Genomic DNA, 20564 nt, shown 5'->3' with positions numbered 1-20564 from the left:
GCCGAAACCAGCCCCAACCATCCCCGTCAGGGAGAGTTCCATGACCCGCAAAAGCTGCCTCGGATCGTTGACCGCCGCCTGTCTCGCCAGCCTTGCCCTTGTCCATCCCGCCGCGGCGGCGGGCAAGCTGGCCCTCTACAACTGGTCGATCTACATCGATCCCCAGGTGGTCGAGGACTTCTCCAAGGAGACCGGCATCGCCACCACGCTCGACAACTACGGCAACAACGAAGAGATGCTGGCCAAGATCCAGGCCGGCGCCACCGGCTATGACATCGTCTTCCCGTCGGTGCACATGCAGGACATCATGACGTCTCTCGACCTCTTGCAGCCGGTCGGCCTGCAGAGCCTCAAGGGGCACGAGAACATCGACGACAGGTACTTCCGGGCCAAGACCGACCTCGATCACCAGAACTGCATGCCCTACAACTGGGGCTCGACCGGCCTGCTGGTCAACAAGGCGATGACCGCTGGGCAGGAGGTCGATACCTGGAAGGTGGTGTTCGATCCGCCGGAGGCGCTGAAGGGCAAGATCGCCATGCTGGACGATGTGCGCGAGACCGTCGGCGCGGCGCTGATCTACAACGGTTTCTCGATCAACTCCACCGACCCGAAGGAGCTGGCCAAGGCCCGCGACACCATCATCAAGGCCAAGCCCTACTGGGCGGCCATGCTGACCGACGGCATCGGCGACAAGGTGGTCAATGGCGACTTCGCCGTGGCGCAGTGGTGGTCGGGCTCGGCCGCCCAGACGGTCGACACCGCCAAGGACAAGGTCGAATATGTGCTGCCGCGCGAGGGCGTCAACGGCTTCCAGGAAGACATGTGCCTGCTGAAGAGCGCGCCGAACGTCGCCGAGGCCAAGCTGTTCTTCGAATATATGATGCGCCCGGAGGTGTCGGCCAAGAACACCAACTGGCTGCGCGGCGGTTCGCCCAACAAGGCGGCCATGCCGCTGATCGACAAGGGGTTGACCGAGAACAAGGCGCTCTATCCGGACGAAGCGACCTTCAAGCTGTTCAACCTCGTTCAGGATCTTGGCGACGGCATTCGCCTGTGGGACGCCGTCTGGACCAAGGTGAAGGCCGACTGATCAGCCGGACCCGGAAGGGAAAATGGCCGCCGCCGGTTGGAAGATCGGCGGCGGTTCAGCGTTTTTCGAAGTCGCCGAACATGTCCTGAAGGCGGGCGATGCGCTGGGTGCGCCGCCGCACCTCATCGCCGCCGTCGGCGATCACCGACGTCATCAGGAAATCGAGCAGGGCGGCCAGCGACATGAAGTTGTCCCAGGTGCGCGAGCGCGTCGCCGGCAGCGTCAGGGTGCACTGGTCCTCGCCCGCCCAGTCGCAGTACTGGTCGGTGACCACCAGGAGCCGATGGCCGGCCGCGACCGCCTCACGCGCCAGGATCCGCGACTTGCTGGCATAGCGCCGGCAGTCGATGAGAACCAGCAGCGTGCCCTCCGGCGGATGGTCGAGCAGCTCGACATAGGTGCCGTTGAGGCCGTCGAGATAGCGCACGCCGTCGCGGGCGTAGGCGAGCTGTTCGGCGAAGTAGCGGGCGATGCCGCCGATGTTCTGATAGCTGGCGACGAACACCTCGCGGGCGGCCAGCAGCAGCCCGACCGCCTCGGCCCAGGCGGGTTGCTTGGACAGCGCGTAGAGCCGGTGCAGCGTTTCGATCTGGTCGGTCATCACCTCGGCCAGCAACTGGCCGTTCTGAAGGTCGCGCCTCAGGATATCCGGCGTGTCGATCACCTGCCACGCGGTGGTGGTGGCGCGCAGCCGCAGCTCGGTCTTCAGTCCGTCGAGACCCTGAAAGCCGAGCCGGCGCAGAAAGCGGCTGACCGTCATCGGGCTGAGGTGCAACTGCTGGCCGATCGAGGCCGCCGTCTCGAAGGGCAGGTTGGCGAGGTTGTCGATGAAGAAGCGCGCCAGTCGGCGCTCGGCCGGCGTGCCGGTCGCCGCCGTGGCTTCCAGTTCGCGCTCCACCCCACTCAGAGGTCCATCACCGTTTGGGGAATCTGCGACCAAATCCGACGTCCTTCCAGCGGCCCGGGCGACACATAGTCGCAAAGCGGGTTTTCCTTTGCAACAAAGGACTTGCACGTCTCATGCCGGTTCCGTCCGTTGGCTTGCTCGTCCCGGCGCATCCTTGGACGCCGGTCCGAACTCCTCGACCACGGCATCGACGAAGCTGCGAAGCTTGACGGTCGGCCTGCGACCGGCGGGGTAGAGGACGTGCATGGGCTTGGCCGGTCCCTCGTAGTCCGGCAGCACGCGAACGAGACGGCCGGCGGCGATCTCGCCGTTCAATATGCTCTCCGGACCCAGCGTCACGCCGAAGCCCTCGACGGCGGCATGCAGCAGGGCCTTCCAGTCGTTGCTGCGGAAGCGCCCGTTCGCCCTGACTTCCTCGGTCTTGCCATGGCGCGAGAACAGCCAACGGCAGGGAATGCTGGGCGACCAGTAGCCATAGGCGAGGCAATCGTGCGTTTCGAGTTCGGCCGGCGTCTTCGGCGTGCCGCGCCGCTCAAGATAGGCGGGAGCGGCGCAGGCGATGAGCTTGTAGGGCGCCAGCGGATGGGCGACCAGCGCGTTGTCGTCGACCTCGCCGACGCGGATCATCACCTCGAAGGCCTCTTCCAGCGGGTCGATGAAGCGGTCGTTGAGCGTCAGATCGACCCGCATGCCGGGGTAGCGGTCGAGATAGCGCGTGACGAAGGGGGCAAGGCTGAAGGAGCCGAAGGTCACCGGCGCGTTGACCCTCAAGACGCCTTCAGGCCGCGACCGCATGTCGAGCGCCAGCGTGTCGGCCGCCTCGGCCTCGGCCAGCACCAGCTTGCAGCGGTCGTAATAGACGCGCCCGACGTCGGTCAGGCTTTGCCGGCGCGTGGTGCGGTGAAGCAGGGTGGCGCCAAGCCGGTCCTCCAGAAAGACCACGTGCTTGGCCACCATCTGGGGTGACATGCCCATGGCCTCGGCGGCGGATGCGAAGGAGCCGAGATCGGAGGCCTTCACGAAGACCGCCATGCTGGTGAGTCGATCCACGATTACCCCCTTCTGGTGTCGAATGTATGCGCGTTACGCACATTTATCGCCGATTTGCGATCAATTAAAGCTTCACGTGACGGGGCACATGGAGAACCGGAATGAAAATTGGAATTATCGGCGCGGGCTTTGTCGGGCGCGCCATCGGCAAGCTGGCGGTCCAGGCGGGCCACCAGGTGATGCTCAGCAACTCACGGGGGGCAGAGACCCTGTTCAGCTTGCCCCACGCGGTGGGCGGCGAGGTCGGCACAGTGGCCGAGGCCGTGGCGTTCGGCGACATCGTCGTGGTCGCCATTCCGTTTTCGGCCTATCGGTCGGTTCCGGTCGAGCCGCTTGCCGGCAAGATCGTGATCGACACCAACAACTACTATCCCGAGCGGGACGGACGGTTTTCCGAGCTCGACGCGCGGGCGACGACGACCAGCGAACTGCTGGCCGATCACCTGCCTCGGTCGAGGATCGTCAAGGCGTTCAACGCCATCACCATGAAGGATCTCGAAAGCGACGGCCGGCCGGCGGGGGCGCCCGACCGGCGCGCCCTGCCGCTGGTGGGCGATGACATGGAGGCGAAATCGGTCGTCATCGGGCTCTACGAGGCGTTCGGCTTCGATGCGCTGGATGTCGGACAGCTTTCCGAGGGATGGCGGTTCGAGCGGGGAACGCCGGCCTATTGCGTGCCGTTCGGCAAGACGGATCTGGCGAAGACCCTCGCGGCCACCAGGCGCGATGGCTCGATCGCGGCATAAGGCAAGGCCATCAATAGAAAAAGGCCCCGGAAGCCGAAGCTGCCGGGGCCTTTTCATTCGATCCGAAGAGGGATCAGAACTTGTAGCCGATACCGACCTTGACGGCGTTGCCGTCGAGATCGCCCTTGACGCCGCCGTTGTAGTCGCGGCTGTTGGTGCCGGTGTAGAGATACTCGGCGCGGGCCGTGACGTTGGTGGTCAGAGCGGCTTCGATACCGGCGCCGACCTGATAGCCGACGTGGGTCCGGGTCTGGTCGCCGGTGCCGGTCTTCATCTCGCCCTGGCCGACCAGGCCGCCGACGGCGCCGTAGACCAGGATGTTGTCGAAGGCGTAGCCGGCGCGGCCGCGGATGGCGCCCGTCCAGGTGGCCAGCGGATCGGCGCCACCGTAGGCGACTTCACCTTCACCGCCGACGACGATGTTGTTCGGCATCTGGTAGTTATAGCCGGCGAACACGCCACCAACGGCGGCGTCATGGTCCTTGCCGACGCCCGAGGCCTGATTGGCCCAGCTGTAGCCGGCGTTGGCGCCGACATAGGCGCCGGTCCAGTCGAAGGTGCTGCTGGCCACCGGGGCGGCATAGGGGGCCTGGGGGATCGGCTCATTGAGATCGGCGGCGAAAGCCGGAGCCGACAGAAGAAGAGCCGAACCGGCGACGGCGCCAAGAAGCAGCTTGCTCATTACATTCACTCCTTACATCCGGTGCGGTGATACTGGGAGGAAGTCCCGCACGCTTTCCATCTGGCCGTAAGCAATCTCTGCCCGGCTGTTCGATGAGGTGAAGATGATGACCAATTGAGGCGATGTCCATGCGAGATTTTGACAAAATCAGGGCAAGATGACGGCGCATTTTGGCTGATGTATTGGTGCAACAGTATGGTTACTGATCTGAAGCGGCGCATAAATCGAAATTTAATACAAATGAATATTATCACGTTTTCGCGATTGGCGGTCACATTCGATTAACCATAAATGCGGCCGCTCTGAAGGGAGGCGGGCGCGACGGTGAGATTGGACGTTCGGCGATTCGGAGCCTTCATGCCCCTTGCCCGCCCTGCCTTGGCTTTTCTGACGAGCCGATTTGTGGCAGACCGGAAGCAGTTGGGTCGCCGGTCCCGCGCATGAGGTCGGGGCCGGACGGGGAGATCATCATGCCATTTTCGGAAATCGGTTCGCTCGTGCTCGTCGGTGCCGGCAAGATGGGCGGCGCCATGCTGCATGGCTGGCTCAAGAAGGGGATAAACCCCAAGTCGGTGTCGATCGTCGATCCGCACATCGGTTCCGAAGCCTTCTCGATGCTGATCGAGTATTCTGTCACCCATTACAAGGACGCCGCCGACATCTCCGAGCCGGCCGATGTGGTGATGCTCGCGGTCAAGCCGCAGCAGATGGGCGAAGCGCTGCCGGCGCTGAAGCGCGTGGTGGGACCATCGACGCTGGTGGTCTCCATCGCAGCCGGAACGACGCTCGCCAATCTCTCCGCGGCGCTCGGCGACGGACCGATCATCCGCGTCATGCCGAATACGCCGGCCCAGGTGGGGCAGGGCATGTCGGTGGCCGTTGGCAATGGCGCCGTCACCGAGACACACCGGCGCATCGTGACCAGTTTGCTCAACGCCGTCGGCAAGTCGGCCTGGATTACCGACGAGTCGCTGATCGATGCCGTGACCGGCCTGTCGGGCAGCGGGCCCGCCTATGTCTTCCTGCTGGTCGAGGCGATGGCCGCTGCCGGCGAGAAAGCCGGGCTCCCACCCGATCTCGCCATGCAGCTTGCCCGCCAGACCGTCGTCGGCGCTGGCGCACTGCTCGGCGGGGTGCCGACCGACGCCGCGACGCTTCGGAAGAACGTCACCTCGCCCGGCGGCACCACCGCCGCCGGACTGGCCGTGCTGATGGGCGAAGAGGGCTGGCAGCGGCTGGTCGACGCGGCGATCGCCGCCGCCGCCCACCGCTCGCGCGAACTGGCGGGCTGAACGGTGAGCGACACCATCGGCTACGACGACTTCCTGAAAGTCGACATCCGTGTCGGCCGCATCATTGCGGCCGAGGTGTTCAAGGAGGCGCGGCGGCCGGCCTACAAGCTGCGCATCGACTTCGGTCCGGAGATCGGCGAGCGGCGGTCATCGGCGCAGATCACCGAGAACTACAAGGTCGAGGATCTCGTGGGACGGCTGGTGCTGGGCGTCGTCAACTTCCCACCCAAGCAGATCGGCCCGATGCGCTCGGAAGTGCTGACGCTCGGCGTGCCCGACGCCAATGGTCATGTGGTGCTGGTGACGCCGGACAAGGACGCGGTGGTCGGCGGGCGTCTCTACTAAAGAATGTGTGGACATTCCGCTTCGGAGGTCTATCCCGCACGGGTCTTGAATCAATTCAAAATCTTTGCGAGACCCACCATGGATATTCCACGGATATTCAACATCACCGAAAGCGCCCATCGCATCCATAACCCGATGACCCCGGACAAGCTCGCCGCGCTTGGCGCGGCGTTGCGTCTGGAGCCGGGCGCGCGGGTCCTCGACCTTGGCTGCGGCTCGGGCGAGATGCTGTGCACCTGGGCGCGCGATCATGGCGTCGTCGGCACAGGCGTCGATCTGAGTGCTCTTTTCACCGAGCAGGCGAAGCGCCGCGCCGTGGAACTCGGCGTCGCCGACAAGGTCGCGTTCGTCCATGGCGACGCGGCCGGTCATGTCTCCGACGAGAAGGTCGATGTGGCGGCCTGCGTCGGCGCCACCTGGATTGCCGGTGGCGTCGGCGGCTGCATCGACCTGTTGTCGCGGAGCCTGCGTCCCGGTGGGATCATCCTGATTGGCGAGCCCTACTGGCGGACGCTGCCGGCGACGGACGAGGGCGCCAAGGGCTGTCTTGCCCACGCAATCTCCGACTTCCTCTTGCTGCCGGATCTCCTCGCCTCCTTCGGCGCGCTCGGCTGCGACGTCGTCGAAATGGTTCTGGCCGATCAGGACGGTTGGGACCGCTACGAGGCGGCCAAATGGCTGACCATGCGCCGCTGGCTCGAGGCCAACCCGGACGACGAACTGGCGGGCGAGGTGCGCGCCATGCTCACCTCGGAACCCCGGCGCTACGCCGCCTACACGCGCGAGTACGTGGGGTGGGGCGTGTTCGCCCTGATGAAGCGCTGACGGGAGGCTCGCGGCCCCTCGTGATCTCTCAGCCGGCCATGGAGAGGCGCCGCCGGGATGGATCGGGGATCGGAACGGCGGCGATCAGCCGGCGGGTGTAATCCTGTCCGGGATGTTCGAACACGGCGCGGCGCGGGCCGTATTCGACGATCCGGCCGCCGTTCATCACCGCGACGTCGTGCGACATGCGCTCGATGACCGCCATGTCGTGCGAGATGAACAGATAGGCCAGCCCTTCGGTTTCCTGCAGCTCCAGCATCAGATCGAGCACCTTGGCCCGGACCGACACGTCGAGAGCCGCGACGCTCTCGTCGGCGACGATCAGCTTCGGTTTCAGCGACAGCGCACGGGCGATGCAGATGCGCTGGCGCTGGCCGCCGGAGAACTCGTGCGGGTAGCGGCTCGCTACATCCGGGGGCAGACCGACGCGCCGCAACAGCTCAGCGACACGGTCGGCGCGGTCGGACCGGTCGCCGATGCCGTGGATCGCCATGGGCTCGGCGATAGCGGCGCCAACGGTCATGCGGCTGTCGAGCGAGGCGTAGGGGTCCTGAAAGATCATCTGGGCGAGGCGACGGACCGGCCGCATCGCCTTGACTGAGAAATCCATCAACTCTTCGCCGCCAATGGCGACATAGCCTTCGTAAGGGATCAGGCCAAGCACGGCCTTGCCGGTGGTCGACTTGCCCGAGCCGCTCTCGCCGACGAGGCCGAGCGTTCGTCCGGCGCGCAGCTCGAAGGAGACGCCGTCGACCGCGAGCTGGCCCGGCTTGCGACCGAACAGGCTGGCGCGGGCGCCATAGGTGACCTTGAGATTCTGGACGGCAAGGACCGGCTCCAGCGACTTTTCGGGCCGCGGCGCCGCCTTGGCTTCCGCCGTCACAACCGGCGGGCCATCGGTGCCGGTGCGGGCGCCGATGCGCGGGACGGCGGCGATCAGCTCCCGCGTGTAGGTCTGGGCCGGTCGCTCGAAAATGTCCACCGCCGAGCCGACTTCGACGAGGCGCCCGTCCTTCATCACGGCGACGCGGTCGGCCATTTCGGCGACGACGCCCATGTCGTGGGTGATGAGCACGGTGGACGTGCCGAACTCGCCCTTCAGCTCGCGCATCAGCTTCAGGATCTGGGCCTGAACCGTGACGTCGAGGGCGGTGGTCGGTTCGTCGGCAATCAGCACCTTGGGCCGGCAGGACAGCGCCATGGCGATCATCACTCGCTGGCGCATGCCGCCGGAGAGTTCGTGCGGATACTGGCCGAGGCGCCGTGCCGGTTCGGTGATCTGCACCGCTTCCAGCATGCGTAGCGCCTGGGCGCGGGCCGAGGCTTCGTTGCCGCCCTGATGGATCAGGATGGGCTCGACGAGCTGCTTGCCGATGGTCATCACCGGGTTGAGCGATGTCATCGGCTCCTGGAAGATCATGGCGACGTCGCGACCGCGCACCTCCCGCATGGCCCGCTCGTTGAGGCCGGTGAGGTCGCGGTCCTCAAGCTTGATCGAGCCGGAGACGATGCGCAGCGAGGCGCGGGGCAGAAGCCGCATGACGGACAGCGACGTGACCGACTTGCCGGAGCCGCTTTCGCCGGCAAGGCAGAGCGTCTCTCCCGCCGCCAGATCGAAGCTCACGGCGTCGAGCACGCGCTTTGCGCCGCGATCGGTCAGCGCGTCGACGGTCAGCCCGTCGACGCTGAGCACCGGTGCTGCCCTGAAGTCTCCGCTCATATCCGTCACGACAGCACGATCCTCGGGAAATAGAAGCTCACCACCACGTTGGGCATGTCGACGATCTCGGAAATGCGGAGGTCGCCAGCGACCGAGCAGAGCATGTAGGCGTCGGCCGGTTCGTAGCCGTGCTCGGCGGAGAGAAGGTCGATCATCCGGCTGAGCGCTTCGCGCGATGCCGTCATGAGATCGGGACCGATCCCGGTCGTCACCTCGTAGCCGGCAGCGTCGAGGTGGCGCGTGACCGGCCCCGGCGTCGTAAAGCGGGGGCTTTCGAGCTTCTGCCCCTTCAGAACGCTCAGCGTCAGCGTGACGTTCATGGCGCTTTCGATGGCCGTGCCGCAAACCTCGCCGTCACCCTGGGCGGCGTGCGTGTCGCCGACCGAGAACAAGGCGCCTTCGACCTCGACCGGCATGTAGAGCGTCACGCCCGAGGAGAGATCGCGGATGTCGAGATTGCCGCCAACGCGGCGCGGCGGTACGACCGAGTGGACGCCCGGCTCGGCTGGTGCGACGCCGATGGTGCCGGCGAACGGCTTGAGCGGAACGCTGCCGCCGGGACCGAACAACGAAGGTGCCATCGTGCGGGGCTCGTATGTCCAGACGTGCAACGCCGGATCGGTGAACTGGTCGGCGAGCAGGCCGAAGCCGGGAATCACCGCCGTCCAGCCGATGCCCGAGGGCACGAACTCGCGGATCTCGACCTTCAGCACGTCGCCGGGTTCGGCGCCTTCCACGTAGACCGGACCGGTGACTGGGTTGACCTTGGCGAAATCGAGATTGACCACATCGGCTACCGTCGAGCCCGTGCCGAGCTGACCGCCGGAGCTGTCGAGACACTCGAAATGGATGGTCGAGCCGGATTTCGCCACGGCGGCAGGCGCGAAGTCGCGGCTCCAGCCATAATGATGATCGCGGCGATGGATGGTGTAGTCGCAGGCAACGCACATGGCGATTTCTCCCTGTCGCCAGTTGGCGGGGGGAAGGCAAGCCTCCCCCCGCGCTGGCGCGGACTTGCGGTCAAGTCCTTGTTATTGCTTCACATAGATGGCGTCGTAGTTGATGACCCGCGTCGGGTCGATGTAGATGTTGCCCGGTCCGCCCATGCGCTTGGACTTGGCTACGACGCGGCGCTCGTTGAACACCGGGATCCACGGCGCGTCGGCCATCAGGTCGGTGAACACCGTTCCCCAGAGCTTGGCGCGCTCGTCCTTCTTGGCCGGATCGGACATCGAGTCGGCCGCGATGGCGCGGGCGTCGAGATCCTTGTTGCAGTACCAGGACCAGTTCCAGCCGCCCTGAACGGCGCCGGCGCAGCCCAGGATCGGACCGTAGAAGTTCGAGGGATCGGGGAAGTCGGCGATCCAGGCCATGCCGCCCGACCAGATCATCGGCGCCTCGCCCTCGGTTCCACCGGCGGCGATGACGTTGGCGTTGGCCAGCGCCTTGATCTCGGCCTTGACGCCGATGGCGGCGAAGTCCTGCTGCAGCGCCTGGGCGATGCGCGGATTGGGATCGGTCGAGGAGGCGTAAAGCGCCGTGGTGAAGCCGTCCGGATAGCCGGCTTCGGCGAGCAGCGCCTTGGCCTTCTCGATGTCGTAGGCGTAGCCCTTGAAGTCCTTGTCGTAGCCGGGCATCAGCGGCGGCAGCGGCTGGTTGGCCGGCGTGGCGCGGCCGTTGACGATGCGGGTGATGCGCTCCTTGTTGACGGCCATGTTGAGGGCCTGGCGCACCTTGACGTCGTCAAGCGGCTTGACGCGGGTGTTGATGGCGACATAGCCGGTCTGCAGTTGCTCGCCATCGACGATGATGTCGGCGGCATCCGGGCCGTTCTTGATCTCAAGGAACTTGGCCGGCGGGATGCCGTCGCCGGCGATGTCAACTTCGCCCTGCTGCAGGCGCAGAAGAGCCACCAGCGGCTCCTGGCCGACCTCGACGGTGAAGCCGTCGATCTTCGGCGTGTCGGCGACGTAGAAGTTCGGGTTCTTTTCGAACACCAGCCTCTGGCCGATCACCCAGTCCTTCAGGACGAAGGCGCCCGAACCAACTGGCTTCTTGCCGAAATCCTGCCCTTCCGCCTCGACGACTTCCTTCGGCACGATCGAGGAGAAGTTGATGGCGAGAACGTGCAGGAAGGTGGCGTCGGGCCGGCTGAGCTTGAACACCACCGTGTAGTCGTCGGGCGTTTCGATGCCGGATAGACTCTGGGCCTTGCCGCCCGACAGGTCGTCGAAGCCGGAAATGGCGCCAAAGAAGCCGGCGCCAGGCCCCTGCGTCTTGGGATTGACGGCGCGCTCGATGGAGTACTTTACGTCGGAGGCCACCACTTCGCGGCCATTGGAGAACTTCACGCCCTTGCGGAGCTTGAAGGTGTAGGTCTGGCCGTCCGGCGTGATCTCGAAGCTCTCGGCCAGCGACGGCACCAGATCGGCCGTGCCGGGGGTGTATTCCATCAGGCGGGAAAACAGGCTCTTGATCATCGACCAGTTCTGCCAGTCGTAGCCGATGGCCGGGTCGAGCGTGGCGATATCGTCCTTGTAGGTGACGACGATGGTGGCGCCCTTGACGGGCGTCTCGTCGGCCAGCGCGACGAGTGGCGTCAGCGCCATCAGTCCTGCGATCGCGGTTCTATGCAGCCAATGTGTCATGCGGGTTCCCCTTTGTTTCAAGGTCTGTTGTTGTCGTTGGCCGGGTTGGAGGCCCGGCGTCATCGGGGCCCACCGGGCCCGGATTCTTTTCTCGCCGGCCTTACCGGGCCCGAATTCTGGGGTCGATCAGTGGCGCGACGAGGTCGGCGATCAGGTTGCCGGTCACGATGGCCAGCGAGGAAATGAGCGTGACGCCCATGATGATGGGAATGTCGACCTGCTGGATCGCCTGCCAGGCGAGCTGGCCGATGCCGGGCCAGCCGTAGACGGCCTCGACCACCACCACGCCGCCCATGAACTGGCCGATGTCGATGCCGATCATGGCAACGATCGGCAGCAGCGCGTTGGGCACGGCGTGGCGCAGGATCACCGTGCGCTCGGCGACGCCCTTGGCCCGGGCCGTCCGGATGTAGTCCTGCGTGAGGACGTCGATCATCGCCGAGCGAACCATGCGGGCATACCAGCCGGCCCCCAGCACGCCGAGGGTCAGCGCCGGCAGCACGACGTGGCTGAAGGTGCCGAAGCCGGACATCGGGAACCATTGCAGCGTCGCCGCGAAGACGTAGAGCAGCAGCAGGGCAACGACGAACTGCGGGGCCGACACGCCGACGAAGGATACGGTCATCACCAGCCGGTCGACAAAGCCGCCGCGATTGAGAGCCGCTATGGTTCCGAGCGTCAGGCCGATCGCCACCTCGACCAGGATGCCCGTGACCATGAGGATCAACGTCGCCGGCAGACGGGCGAGGATCAGCGTCATCACCTCGGTCTTCTGAGTGTAGGAGCGGCCGAAATCGCCCTGCACGAGGTTGCCGAGATAGTGGACGAACTGCAGGAGAAGCGGTTGGTCGAGGCCGAGCTCGTGACGGATGTTGGCGACGGTCTGGGCGGTGGCCGAGCGGCCGGCAAGCTGCACCGCCGGGTCCGCCGGCAAGGCGTAGAGCAGCACGAAGGTGATGGCGGCGACACCGAACAGGATCATCAGCGCGCCGCCGAGCCGGCGCAGGATCAACTCGATCATCTCACATCCTCCCGCGCTGGGTCGGGTCGAGGATGTCGCGCAAGGCGTCGCCGACCAGATTGAAGGAGAGCGCCGTCAGCAGGATGGCGATGCCCGGGAAGATCACCAGCCAGGGCGCCGCCGTGAAGAAGCTCTGGCTTTCGAAGATGATGTTGCCCCAGGACGGTTCCGGCGGCTGCACGCCGACGCCGAGGAAGGACAGAGTCGCTTCCAGCAGCACCGTGGTGGCGATGCCGAGCGTGCCCCAGACGATGGCGGTCGGCATGAGGTGCGGCAGGATATGCTTGAAGACGATGCGGCCGTGGCCGGCGCCCAGCGATCGTTGGGCGAGGATGAAGTCGCGCTCCACCAGCCCGCGCGTTTCGGTGTAGACGATGCGCGCCACCTGCACCCAGTTGACCATGGCAATCACCATGGCGACGATCCAGAGGCTCGGGTGGAACAGCGCCGCCAGAACGATGGCGAGCAGCAGGGCGGGAAACGCCATCATCAGATCGGTGAAGCGCATCAGCGCATTGCCCGCCGGGCCTCGCAGATAGCCAGCCAGCATGCCGACGCCGAGGCCGATGGTCACGGCGGTGCCGTTGGCGACGACGCCAATGATCAGCGAGGTGCGGGCACCGAACAGCAGGCGGGTCAGGAGATCGCGGCCGAGCGTGTCGGTGCCGAGAAGAAAGACTGCATCGGGTCCGATCGGCGCGCCTTCGAGGGTCAGGCCGTCGAACAGTTGCTCGTCGGGTGCGTAAGGTGAGATCAGCGGCGCTGCCAGGGCGCCGATCACCACCAGGAGCACGACGATCAGGCCGAAGACCGCTGTGGGCCGGCGCAGGAACTCACGGGCGATGCGCATCAGCCGGCCTCCGACAGGGGAATGACGCCGGCCAGCATCTCGGCGGCGGTCTGTTCTATGGTGATGCGACGTTTCATGGCCGCACGGCGGAGAGCCGCGTAGGCCGCTTCTTCATCGCAGTGGACCGCCATCTCGATGGACCTGACGGCGGCATGCACCAGGGGCCGCATGCGCAGCCGCTCCTCGAGCCGTTCCATGCGGGCGGCCGCCTCGACAGCGCGGGCATGGGCGGCGACGGCCAGCACCAGCGCCGGATAGACCGCGGCGGGCACCACCGGCTTTGGCAGGATGGAAAGCGCGCCTTCGGAGATCGCCCAGGCCACGCGGCCCGGCGCTTCCGATTGCAGCAAGGCGACCATCGGGACCGGCGCCGGCTCTCCCGACCAGGGCAACAGCCCCGACCAGCCCTGATCGGCATCCACCAGCACGATGTCGGCCGGCGTCGCCTCGAGGTCCAGCGGCGTCCATTGGACATGCGCCTCGAGACCCAGCAGGCCGAGCTGCCGGACAAGACGCCCGATCCCTTCGTCGAGGCGGTGGAGAATGGCGACCTTGAGGCCGACGAGGTCGGGGATCACCGTCATGAGACCACCCTCAAGCTGGAGCGGCTGCCTTCGCGCGGCGCCGTCATGTAGGGGTCGGCCGCCATGGCGGGGCGGCTGGCGATGATATCGAAGTTGCCATCGTCGCGGATGCGACCGAGGTGGAAGGGCAGGGCCGCGTGGTTGGTTCGCGGATCGATGCGCATCGGGCCGTGCGGCGTTTCGAACAGGCGGGTATGGACCGCCTCGCGCACGGCCGACGGCTCATCGGTTCCGACGGACCGAACCGCGTCCATCAGCATGTGAGCGGCGACATAGGCGCCTTCGACGAAGGACGAGAGCCGGCGCTCCGCGCCGAACGCCGTGGTGGCACGGGCGCGAAAGCGCTCGTTCTCCGGCGTTGCCAGGGTGCCGAAATAGCTGGCGGCCGACAGGTGGCCGGTGGAAAGGCCAAGGCCGATCTCGCCGATCTCGGCCTCGGTGAGATCGCAACTCACCACCGGCCGCACCTCTGGGCGGAAGGCGGGATCGGCATCGCCGAGCGCCTTGTAGGCTCTCAGGAAGGCATGGCTCGAGGGGCCGATCATGTTGTTGAGGATGAAGTCGGGGCGACGGCTCCGGATGTCGGCGATCAACCTGTCGACATCGGTTTCCTCGATGGGAAGATAACGCTCGCCGACCACTTCGCCACCGGCATCCCTGAGCAGGTCGCGGGCGATGCGGTTCATCTCCCAGCCCCAGACATAGTTGGCGCCGATGAGATAGACCCGCCGCCCCTGTCTCGGCAGCAGATGCTCGAACAGCGGCATCAGGTGCTGGTTGGGGCAGGCGCCGGTGTAGATGACGCTCTCGTTGGCCTCGAAGCCCTCGTAGGGGCAGATGTACCAGAGCAGGCCGTCATGCTTTTCGATGAGCGGGATGACTTCCTTGCGGGCGAGCGAGGTGATGGTTCCGATGATGAGACGGCATCCGTCGCGCAGCATGGCGCGCGCCTGCTCCAGATAGGCGCGCGGCTCACCCTCCGGATCGGTGTAGACGGGCTCGAACGATATCCCCTTGCCGGCCATCTCGCTGGCCTCGGCAAAGGCAAGCGCCGCTCCATCGCGACAATCGCGCCCTATGGAGCCGTAGGGTCCGGTGCAGGAGAACAAGATTCCGATCTTGATCGTGCCGTCCATCGCAAACCTCAACGCAACGACCAATGCGAAAAACCCCATGACACGCTCCGGCTCGCTCGAACGAACGCCGAAAGGTCATGGGGCCATGCTGCCCGTTGCTCTGGAAGAGCTCATGTCATGGGGGGCGATACATCGCCGCCCATCAATTAGGCATGAATGCTATCTGAGCTTCTTTGTCGCTGTCAAGGCTGGAAAGAGCGGCAGTGGCGCTCCTCTCTACGCACGCTGCCTCTTTCGGGTGCAGGATGGAGAGTGCCCAGAATCTCAGCCTCCCTCGTTCATTTCCTCCACCTGGGCGTAGAGCCACTCGACGAAGCGGGTTACTTCGGGCTTCGGGCGGATACGGTCGCGGCGGACGAGGTAGAGGTTGTCGACGCCGCCGGTGACGATGTTGAACGGCGCCACCAGGCGGCCGAGGGCGATGTCGTCGCCGATCATCGAGAGGTCGCCGATGGCAAAGCCGCGCCCGGCCTCGGCGGCGCGCAGCGCGGTGTCCATGGTGTCGAAGATTTCGCCATGTTCGACGTCGAGCGCCTCGTCGCCGAAGGCTCGGGCCACCCAGCGCTTCCAGTCGGCAAAGCCCGAACCGTGCAGGATCTGGCCTCGGCGGATCCGCTCGGGCGGGTCGAGATGGGCGACGGTCTGGTAGTAGGCCGGAGAGCACACCGGCGTCAGTCGCTCCATCAGGAAGGGCACCAGTTCCTCGGGCTGCCACTGGCGCGACTCGTAGAGGATGCCGACGTCGTTCTCGACGTCGCTCGGGTCCATGTTCTCCCACAGCACCGACACGCGGACCGAGAGATCGGGGTTGGCGGTCTCGAAACTCCTGAGGCGCGGCAGCAGCCAGCGGGCGCCGAAGGTGGGCGGCGTGCGGACGCGGACGACTCCGGGGCGGGCGCGGATCTGCTCGACGCCGCGCCGTATCGCCTCGAAGGCGGTGCCGAGCGACAGCGCCAGTTGCTCGCCCTCCGGCGACAGGCGCACGCCGCGATGGATGCGGCGGAACAGTTCGACGCGCAAGTCGTCCTCCAATGCGCGGATCTGCCGACTGACGGCGCTCTCGGTGACGTTGAGCTCCTCGGCGGCGCGGTTGAACGCACCGAGGCGGGCGACGCTTTCGAAGGCCTTGAGGGCGTTGAGGCTGGGCAGACGGCTGACGGCCATGTTCGGCACTCCCCGAAGTCGGTTCCGGTTGATTTTCATGCACGTTGAGGCGCCGCCGGAACCTGCGGAGACCTCCTATCGACCAAGGTATCAACGCGGTATCGCCATCCTGCAAATCCCTTAGGGAACACCCGAAAAAGAGCTGATTTGTCAGAAATATGGCGGATATACACGCAGTTATACGTAGCGATCGTCCTTTCGCGCCTACCGGGAACGCGAGCTTGGAAAGAATTTGTTTACGGATGAGTTTTTGGAACGTCAAGCGGGCAAAAAAGGCGTTTGAAGGGGCGATGGGGGATCGGCATATAGAGGCCAGACGAAGCTCACGGAGTTTTATCATGATTTTCTCGATGTCCCTCCGCCAGTGGGCCGGCAACACCTTCAATCCGGGGCAGATCTACCGGCAGTGGCGCAAGCGCAGCCAGCTCAGGCACGACCTGCAGCGGCTTGTCGAGGACCCGTATCTGCTCGACGATGTCGGCTTCTGCCGCGAGACCGCCGAGCGCGAACTCGACCGCGCCGTCTGGGAGCCCGTGGACAACCTGCGCATGCCGCCGCATCGGCGCGCGGCCTGACCGTCCCAACATCGAAAGAGAACGAAAACGCCCCGGTGCCAGCCGCGCCGGGGCGTTTTGCATGAAGGGCGGTGTTGGGGAAGGGAGCTATGCCGGTTCTGCCGGTCTTCCCGCGAAAGAAGCGCCAGCGAAAGCGCGAGCCGGTCTTGCCGGAATTGCTTGAAAGCAAAGAGATAGAGCACGTTGGCGAAGCAGAGTCCGCCGGACGTAGTCTAGATCATTCGCCGACCAAATTGGAACATTTGGTCGTCCAGCGAATGCTGCAGATTCATTTGCTGGAGCAGTCGCTTTTCGATCAGGTTGATTCAACCTGGTCGGCGAAGGCTCTAGAACGCCACCTTCAATCCCAGTCTCCCGGACGCCGCCATCGACTCGTCGCTGTACAGGGATCCGTCGACGCCGCCGTAGATGGCCGTCCGGTCCGAGATCATGGCGTCGAAGCCGATGCCGAGGGTCGCGCCGAGCACGTTCTTGTCACCTGAGCTGGAGACGGAGAACTCGTTGCCCTCCAGGCTGGCGCGAAGCGTTTCCGATCCCAGATACTGGGTGTCGCTGACCGAGGCCGTCGCGGTTATCGACGCCGGCAGGCCGGAAGGCATGGTCGTCTTGTGCTTGAGTTCGACCTGCAGGCGACCGTCGATGGAATGCGATTGGCGTGACCCGTAGCTGAGGTTCTGAGACGAGCCGCTCTCGTCATAGCCCTCGTAGAAGGCGCCGGTGTATCGGGTCTTGAAGCTGGGCGTCATCTCCCAGCCCGGCGCGAGCTGATAGGCGCGGCTCACCGCCACTTCCGGCGAGACATACCACCCCGTGAAGTCGCCGGACGCCGTTTGCAGGCCGTTGTTGACGCTTCGGGCGGCCGTGTTCTCGATGCCGCCGCCTGTGATCGAAGCATTCCACTGGAGGCCGCCAAGCTCGACGGCGCCATAGAGGCCGAAGAAGCCGGTGTTGCCCCTTGTCATCGACGCGCTGTCGCCGGCAACGGTGCGTACGGTGCCGGCGCCAGCGAAGAAGCCCAGGCGATAGTTTTCGAACAGGTGGTCGACGCCGGAGAGCACGCCGAAGTGCGAGGTGTGGCTGGAGAAATCGCCGTCGCTCGACGGCTGGTAGCGCAGGCCGCCGAAGGCGCGCGTCCAGAACAGGTTGCCGTAGTCATCCACGGCGGCGTTGTCGCCGAGCATGCGCACCGCCCGGGCTTCCTGGGTCTCGCGCTTCTCCTCGCCGTATTGCAGGGCGGAGATGGTCGTTCCACCCACGCTGACCTGGTCGGGCCGGGCGACGTCGAGCGACAGGATGCTGCCGATGACGTCCGATACCGACGACGTGTACTGGCTCGCTTCCCGGCTGGCGGCGGGAACGGACACGACGTTGATGTAGCCCGATGCCGAGCTGGCGTTGTCGAGGATGACGGTCTGGCTGGAGTTGTTCAGCACGATGACGTTTTGCGTGTCATCATAACTGGCCGCATGGATGCGATAGCTGCCGGCGCCGAAGCCGGTCGTGTTGCCGATCTTGTTGTTATAGTCGACGATGCTGGTGAAAGTCGCCGTCGGCGAGATGTTGAGCGTGTTGTTGTCGGCATCGAAGAGCACAGAGGCCGTTCCGCCCGAGATGGTGCCGGAGGTGCTGACGACATTGCCTGCGGTCGCCAGCCGGATGCCATAGGTCGCGCCGCTGATGGTGCCGCTGTTGACCAGCCGGCCGCCCGACATCGTGACTTCCGTAGAGGAACCGGACAGGGAGCCGGTGACGTTGAGCGTGCCGCCGTTCACGTCGGTGCCGCCCGTGTAGGTGCTGACGCCCGACAGGGTGAGGTTTCCGGCGTCGAGCTGAACCCTGCCCGCGCCGCTGATGGCGGCCGAGACGGCATAGCTCGGATCGGTGAAGTTGAACTCCAGAAGGCCGGTGCCGGCCCCGAACTCGATGCTGTTGGTGTCGAGCGCGCCGGCGGCGGCGGCTGGATCTCCCGCCGCAGCGCCGACGTTCAGCGTGCCGATCGAACCTGAGAGCGCGGCGATCTTGATGATGCCGGTCTTGATCTTGCCGCCGTTGGAGACGGTTGCGGTGCCCGTGCCTTGGGAGCCGACGACGAACCGATCGGTGGCGGTGAAGGAGGAGCCGGCGCCGGTGACGATGACCGTGCCTTCCGAGCTGCCTTCATTGCCGGCATAGAAGCGGTTGCCGATGACGGTGCCGCCGTTGGACACGGTGATCGTACCCTTGGCCGTTTGCGTCCGTCCGGCGTTGATGTCGCCCGAGTATAGCTGACCGTCAACCACTTTGCTGGTCCAGGTCGAGCCGGCGCCGGTCACGGTCATCTCGCCGACCGAGCTGCCGATATCGCCGACAATGCCCTGGTAGTCGGTGACCGTCGCGCCATCGGAGATCGTCATCGTGCCGGTCGACCCGGTGTTTTGACTGACAAACAGAGCGCCGGCCATGGTCCAGGACGAGCCACTGCCGGTGACGGTGGCCGTGCCATCCGAGCCGTTGCTCGTGCCCACGAAGCCGTCGCCGCTGGTCACGCTGCCGCCGCCTGATACGGTCAGGGTGCCGTCGCCGTCGTTGCCGACGTAGAGCGAACCAGCATCTTTCAGACTGGCGCCGCTGGAAACGGTCACTTCGCCGCTCGAGTTGGCGTTGTGGCCGACGATCATCCAGGCCGTCTCTATCCGGGCGGCGTCGGACACTGTGACGGTGCCGGTCCCGTTCAAGCCGACCGAGAGCGTGCCGTTGATCTTCCATGTCGAGCCGGAGCCGCCGACGGTGGCCGTTCCACTGTCTGTCGAGTTGAGGCCGAGCTGTGCGCTGGAGCTGGTCACCGAACCGCTGGACGAGACGGCGAGCGTACCGTTGCCAGCCGCCCCGACGGGATCGCTGGTGTCGCCGCCGACGGAAAGCGCGCCGGTATTCCAGGACGAGCCGGAGCCGCTGACCGTCGCCTTGCTGGTGGAGTGGCGCCCGATGACGGCCGCCGCGCTGGTCACGGCGCCGCCGGATAGAACCTTCAACTCGGAAGCGCCGGAAATGCCGACGAAGAGCGTGCCGGTGCCGGTCCAGGTGGAACCTACGCCTGTCACGGTCGCCGAACTGCCGGCGGTATTCGTTGTCTGACCGATGATGCCGTCGACGCTCGTCACATCGCCACCAGCCGAAATGGTCAATGTACCGACGCCGCCACTGCCGACGGTCAGCCGCCCGGTGTTTGTCCAGGAGGACGACGCGCCGGTGATCGTCGCGGTTCCCGTCGAGCCTGTGCCGTTGGCGATGGCGCCGTTGACGTTCTGAACTGTGCCGGACGTAACGTTCAAGATGCCTTCGGCGGCGGGTTCGGAGCTGCCGCCGACGCCGGCAAAGCCGACGTAGAGGTCTCCGGTCGAAGTGAAGGTGCCCCCTCCTGCGAGATCGAGACGGCCAAGGCTGCCATAGCCGGAACCGAGATAGGTGGTGCCGGCATGCACCGACGCCTGGTCGGCGATCGAAAGGGTGCCCGTTCCCTCATTGCCGAGGTAGAGGTCGCCGGTGTTCGTCCAGCTCGCGCCGCTCCCGGATAGCGAGGCGGTGCCGGTCGAACCGCTGTTCCAGCCAAAGCTTGCCCCTGTCGTCGTCAGGGTGCTCTGGATGGTCAGACCACCGGTGGCGTGGATGCCAAGCAGCATATTGCCGGCCTCGGCGGCCGATCCACCGACAACGACGCCGCTCCGGTCTATTTGCACTTCCCTGCTTGCCGAGGGGATTGCGCCGAGATCGTTCTGCCAGTTCGCCGAGTTGAACCAGTCGTTGTCGGTGCTGCCCGTCCAGCTCAACATCGCGTCGGCGGCCGCCGTGCCGAGGGCCAGGGAGGACATGGCGGTCGTCAGCAAGGCGAAGGACGTAACCCGCCGCAAGCCGGATACTCTTGGGCTTTGGATCGCGAAAACACCTGC

Annotated in this window: 18 protein-coding genes; 6 read left to right on the top strand and 12 right to left on the bottom strand. The window is 65.6% G+C overall.

Translation table 11 applies throughout. From position 1 onward, the window contains the following. Positions 1-40: 40 nt before the first annotated feature. Positions 41-1093 carry a PotD/PotF family extracellular solute-binding protein gene (locus tag M4J40_RS08605; protein WP_251753684.1) on the top strand — a complete coding sequence of 351 codons (1053 nt, stop codon included), beginning with the start codon at positions 41-43 and terminating at the stop codon, positions 1091-1093. A gap of 55 nt (positions 1094-1148) precedes the next feature. Here the strand turns inward: M4J40_RS08605 and M4J40_RS08600 are convergent, their stop codons facing one another. Next, a complete protein-coding gene (locus tag M4J40_RS08600) occupies positions 1149-2033 on the bottom strand; it encodes a MurR/RpiR family transcriptional regulator (protein ID WP_251753683.1) in 885 nt (294 codons plus the stop codon). Between the two features lie 78 nt (positions 2034-2111). Further along, a complete protein-coding gene (locus tag M4J40_RS08595; RefSeq protein WP_251753682.1) occupies positions 2112-3050 on the bottom strand; it encodes a LysR family transcriptional regulator in 939 nt (312 codons plus the stop codon). Between the two features lie 101 nt (positions 3051-3151). Here M4J40_RS08595 and M4J40_RS08590 point away from each other — a divergent pair, with 101 nt between their 5' ends. After that, on the top strand, positions 3152-3796 hold the full coding sequence (locus M4J40_RS08590) for an NADPH-dependent F420 reductase (protein ID WP_251753681.1): 645 nt from the start codon (positions 3152-3154) through the stop codon (positions 3794-3796). Between the two features lie 73 nt (positions 3797-3869). On the opposite strand, the gene M4J40_RS08585 is transcribed toward M4J40_RS08590, so the two are convergent. Then, positions 3870-4478: an outer membrane protein gene (locus tag M4J40_RS08585; protein WP_251753680.1), complete on the bottom strand. Its 609-nt coding sequence runs from the start codon at positions 4476-4478 to the stop codon at positions 3870-3872. Positions 4479-4948: 470 nt separating this feature from the next. Between M4J40_RS08585 and proC the strand changes: the two genes are divergently transcribed. The 3 genes from proC (at position 4949) to M4J40_RS08570 (ending at position 6940) form a co-directional block, all read left to right on the top strand. After that, positions 4949-5770, top strand: a complete 822-nt coding sequence (proC, locus tag M4J40_RS08580) for a pyrroline-5-carboxylate reductase (RefSeq protein ID WP_251753679.1) — start codon at positions 4949-4951, stop codon at positions 5768-5770. Between the two features lie 3 nt (positions 5771-5773). Beyond that, complete coding sequence (locus M4J40_RS08575; protein ID WP_251753678.1) at positions 5774-6115, top strand: tRNA-binding protein; 342 nt, start codon at positions 5774-5776, stop codon at positions 6113-6115. A 78-nt stretch (positions 6116-6193) separates the two neighbouring features. Further along, positions 6194-6940 (top strand): cyclopropane-fatty-acyl-phospholipid synthase family protein, encoded by a 747-nt coding sequence (locus tag M4J40_RS08570; protein ID WP_251753677.1) that lies wholly within the window; start codon positions 6194-6196, stop codon positions 6938-6940. 28 nt (positions 6941-6968) lie between these two features. On the opposite strand, the gene M4J40_RS08565 is transcribed toward M4J40_RS08570, so the two are convergent. The 8 genes from M4J40_RS08565 to M4J40_RS08530 form a co-directional block, all read right to left on the bottom strand. Further along, positions 6969-8660 carry an ABC transporter ATP-binding protein gene (locus M4J40_RS08565; RefSeq protein ID WP_251754246.1) on the bottom strand — a complete coding sequence of 564 codons (1692 nt, stop codon included), beginning with the start codon at positions 8658-8660 and terminating at the stop codon, positions 6969-6971. 5 nt (positions 8661-8665) lie between these two features. Continuing rightward, positions 8666-9610, bottom strand: a complete 945-nt coding sequence (locus tag M4J40_RS08560; protein WP_251753676.1) for an acetamidase/formamidase family protein — start codon at positions 9608-9610, stop codon at positions 8666-8668. Positions 9611-9691: 81 nt separating this feature from the next. Further along, positions 9692-11308 (bottom strand): ABC transporter substrate-binding protein, encoded by a 1617-nt coding sequence (locus tag M4J40_RS08555; protein ID WP_405030730.1) that lies wholly within the window; start codon positions 11306-11308, stop codon positions 9692-9694. A 100-nt stretch (positions 11309-11408) separates the two neighbouring features. Continuing rightward, a complete protein-coding gene (locus tag M4J40_RS08550; RefSeq protein ID WP_251753675.1) occupies positions 11409-12329 on the bottom strand; it encodes an ABC transporter permease in 921 nt (306 codons plus the stop codon). A gap of 1 nt (position 12330) precedes the next feature. After that, positions 12331-13179 (bottom strand): ABC transporter permease, encoded by an 849-nt coding sequence (locus M4J40_RS08545; protein WP_251753674.1) that lies wholly within the window; start codon positions 13177-13179, stop codon positions 12331-12333. Continuing rightward, positions 13179-13763 carry an ANTAR domain-containing protein gene (locus M4J40_RS08540; RefSeq protein WP_251753673.1) on the bottom strand — a complete coding sequence of 195 codons (585 nt, stop codon included), beginning with the start codon at positions 13761-13763 and terminating at the stop codon, positions 13179-13181. Before M4J40_RS08540 ends, M4J40_RS08545 begins: the two co-directional genes overlap by 1 nt. Further along, positions 13760-14899, bottom strand: a complete 1140-nt coding sequence (locus tag M4J40_RS08535) for a transporter substrate-binding domain-containing protein (protein WP_311134108.1) — start codon at positions 14897-14899, stop codon at positions 13760-13762. The genes M4J40_RS08540 and M4J40_RS08535 overlap by 4 nt, the downstream gene beginning before the upstream one ends. 264 nt (positions 14900-15163) lie before the next feature. Further along, complete coding sequence (locus M4J40_RS08530; RefSeq protein ID WP_251753671.1) at positions 15164-16063, bottom strand: LysR substrate-binding domain-containing protein; 900 nt, start codon at positions 16061-16063, stop codon at positions 15164-15166. 338 nt (positions 16064-16401) lie between these two features. Here M4J40_RS08530 and M4J40_RS08525 point away from each other — a divergent pair, with 338 nt between their 5' ends. Next, a complete protein-coding gene (locus tag M4J40_RS08525; protein WP_251753670.1) occupies positions 16402-16638 on the top strand; it encodes a hypothetical protein in 237 nt (78 codons plus the stop codon). Between the two features lie 326 nt (positions 16639-16964). Here M4J40_RS08525 and M4J40_RS08520 read toward each other — a convergent pair whose 3' ends face one another. Next, on the bottom strand, positions 16965-20486 hold the full coding sequence (locus tag M4J40_RS08520) for an autotransporter domain-containing protein (RefSeq protein WP_251753669.1): 3522 nt from the start codon (positions 20484-20486) through the stop codon (positions 16965-16967). Positions 20487-20564: the final 78 nt, after the last annotated feature.

Source organism: Pleomorphomonas sp. JP5, from assembly GCF_023721815.1.
Classification (GTDB): domain Bacteria; phylum Pseudomonadota; class Alphaproteobacteria; order Rhizobiales; family Pleomorphomonadaceae; genus Pleomorphomonas.
Note: the sequence above shows the minus strand (reverse complement) of the source record. Positions and strands in the feature narration are given on the sequence as shown.

Bases quoted from the DNA above. Each gene is read 5' to 3' on its own strand.
- M4J40_RS08530 (WP_251753671.1), bottom strand. From the start codon at position 16,063: ATGGCCGTCAGCCGTCTGCCCAGCCTCAACGCCCTCAAGGCCTTCGAA.
- M4J40_RS08565 (WP_251754246.1), bottom strand. From the start codon at position 8,660: ATGAGCGGAGACTTCAGGGCAGCACCGGTGCTCAGCGTCGACGGGCTG.
- M4J40_RS08550 (WP_251753675.1), bottom strand. From the start codon at position 12,329: ATGATCGAGTTGATCCTGCGCCGGCTCGGCGGCGCGCTGATGATCCTG.
- M4J40_RS08590 (WP_251753681.1), top strand. From the start codon at position 3,152: ATGAAAATTGGAATTATCGGCGCGGGCTTTGTCGGGCGCGCCATCGGC.
- proC (WP_251753679.1), top strand. From the start codon at position 4,949: ATGCCATTTTCGGAAATCGGTTCGCTCGTGCTCGTCGGTGCCGGCAAG.
- M4J40_RS08570 (WP_251753677.1), top strand. From the start codon at position 6,194: ATGGATATTCCACGGATATTCAACATCACCGAAAGCGCCCATCGCATC.
- M4J40_RS08560 (WP_251753676.1), bottom strand. From the start codon at position 9,610: ATGTGCGTTGCCTGCGACTACACCATCCATCGCCGCGATCATCATTAT.
- M4J40_RS08605 (WP_251753684.1), top strand. From the start codon at position 41: ATGACCCGCAAAAGCTGCCTCGGATCGTTGACCGCCGCCTGTCTCGCC.
- M4J40_RS08540 (WP_251753673.1), bottom strand. From the start codon at position 13,763: ATGACGGTGATCCCCGACCTCGTCGGCCTCAAGGTCGCCATTCTCCAC.
- M4J40_RS08555 (WP_405030730.1), bottom strand. From the start codon at position 11,308: ATGACACATTGGCTGCATAGAACCGCGATCGCAGGACTGATGGCGCTG.
- M4J40_RS08535 (WP_311134108.1), bottom strand. From the start codon at position 14,899: ATGGACGGCACGATCAAGATCGGAATCTTGTTCTCCTGCACCGGACCC.
- M4J40_RS08545 (WP_251753674.1), bottom strand. From the start codon at position 13,179: ATGCGCATCGCCCGTGAGTTCCTGCGCCGGCCCACAGCGGTCTTCGGC.
- M4J40_RS08585 (WP_251753680.1), bottom strand. From the start codon at position 4,478: ATGAGCAAGCTGCTTCTTGGCGCCGTCGCCGGTTCGGCTCTTCTTCTG.
- M4J40_RS08525 (WP_251753670.1), top strand. From the start codon at position 16,402: ATGATTTTCTCGATGTCCCTCCGCCAGTGGGCCGGCAACACCTTCAAT.
- M4J40_RS08520 (WP_251753669.1), bottom strand. From the start codon at position 20,486: ATGTCCTCCCTGGCCCTCGGCACGGCGGCCGCCGACGCGATGTTGAGC.